Annotated in this window: 2 protein-coding genes; one reads left to right on the forward strand and one right to left on the reverse strand. The window is 72.5% G+C overall.

The genetic code is table 11. The features are described from left to right. The coding region (locus tag V6U90_RS33770; protein ID WP_334445266.1) for a hypothetical protein at positions 1–211 on the reverse strand (211 nt) is incomplete at its 3' end. Here V6U90_RS33770 and V6U90_RS33775 point away from each other — a divergent pair. Further along, on the forward strand, positions 161–618 hold a 458-nt coding region (locus V6U90_RS33775), incomplete at its 3' end, for an IS66 family transposase (protein ID WP_442933725.1). The genes V6U90_RS33770 and V6U90_RS33775 overlap by 51 nt on opposite strands.

A 618-nucleotide genomic window follows, 5' to 3' on the forward strand; every position in this document is an offset into this window, starting at 1 on the left:
GTTGCGGGCGCGTTCGGGTCGGCGGCCGGGTGGGCAGCCTGGTCATGAGGGTCGCACGTTGCGGCAGGTGGCTGATCCGCACGAGCGGTTCGAGCATGAGCCGGCTGGGTGCGGCGGGTGCGGTGATGATCTGACCGGTGCCGCGGTGACCGGGGTGGCGGTGCGGCAGGTGTTCGATCTGCCGGACGTCGGCGTGCGGGTCAGTGAGCATCGGATCGTGTCGCGCCGGTGCCGGTGCGGGTACGTCACCGCCGGTCGGGCACCGGACGGGGTCGACGCCCCGGTCCAGTACGGGCCGAGAGTGAACGCGGCCGCGGTGTATCTGCAGCAGGCGCTGTTCGGGGCGCAGGCGCGGACCGCGCGGGCGATGACGGATCTGTTCGGGGTGGCGATGTCGGCCGGCGCGGTCGCTGCCGCGCACGCCCGTGCCGGTGACGCCCTGGCCGATTCGGAGTTCGTGGATCAGGTCCGTGACGCGTTGACCAGCGCGAGCGTGGTGCATGTCGACGAGTCCGGGCTGCGGGTCGCCGGCAGGCTGCACTGGGTGCATGTGGCCACCACCGGGAAGTACACCCTGGTCTGGGTGAACCCGAAACGCGGCCGGGCCGGGATCGACGC

The sequence above is a fragment of the Micromonospora sp. CPCC 206060 genome (assembly GCF_036906895.1).
Taxonomy (GTDB): Bacteria; Actinomycetota; Actinomycetes; order Mycobacteriales; family Micromonosporaceae; genus Micromonospora.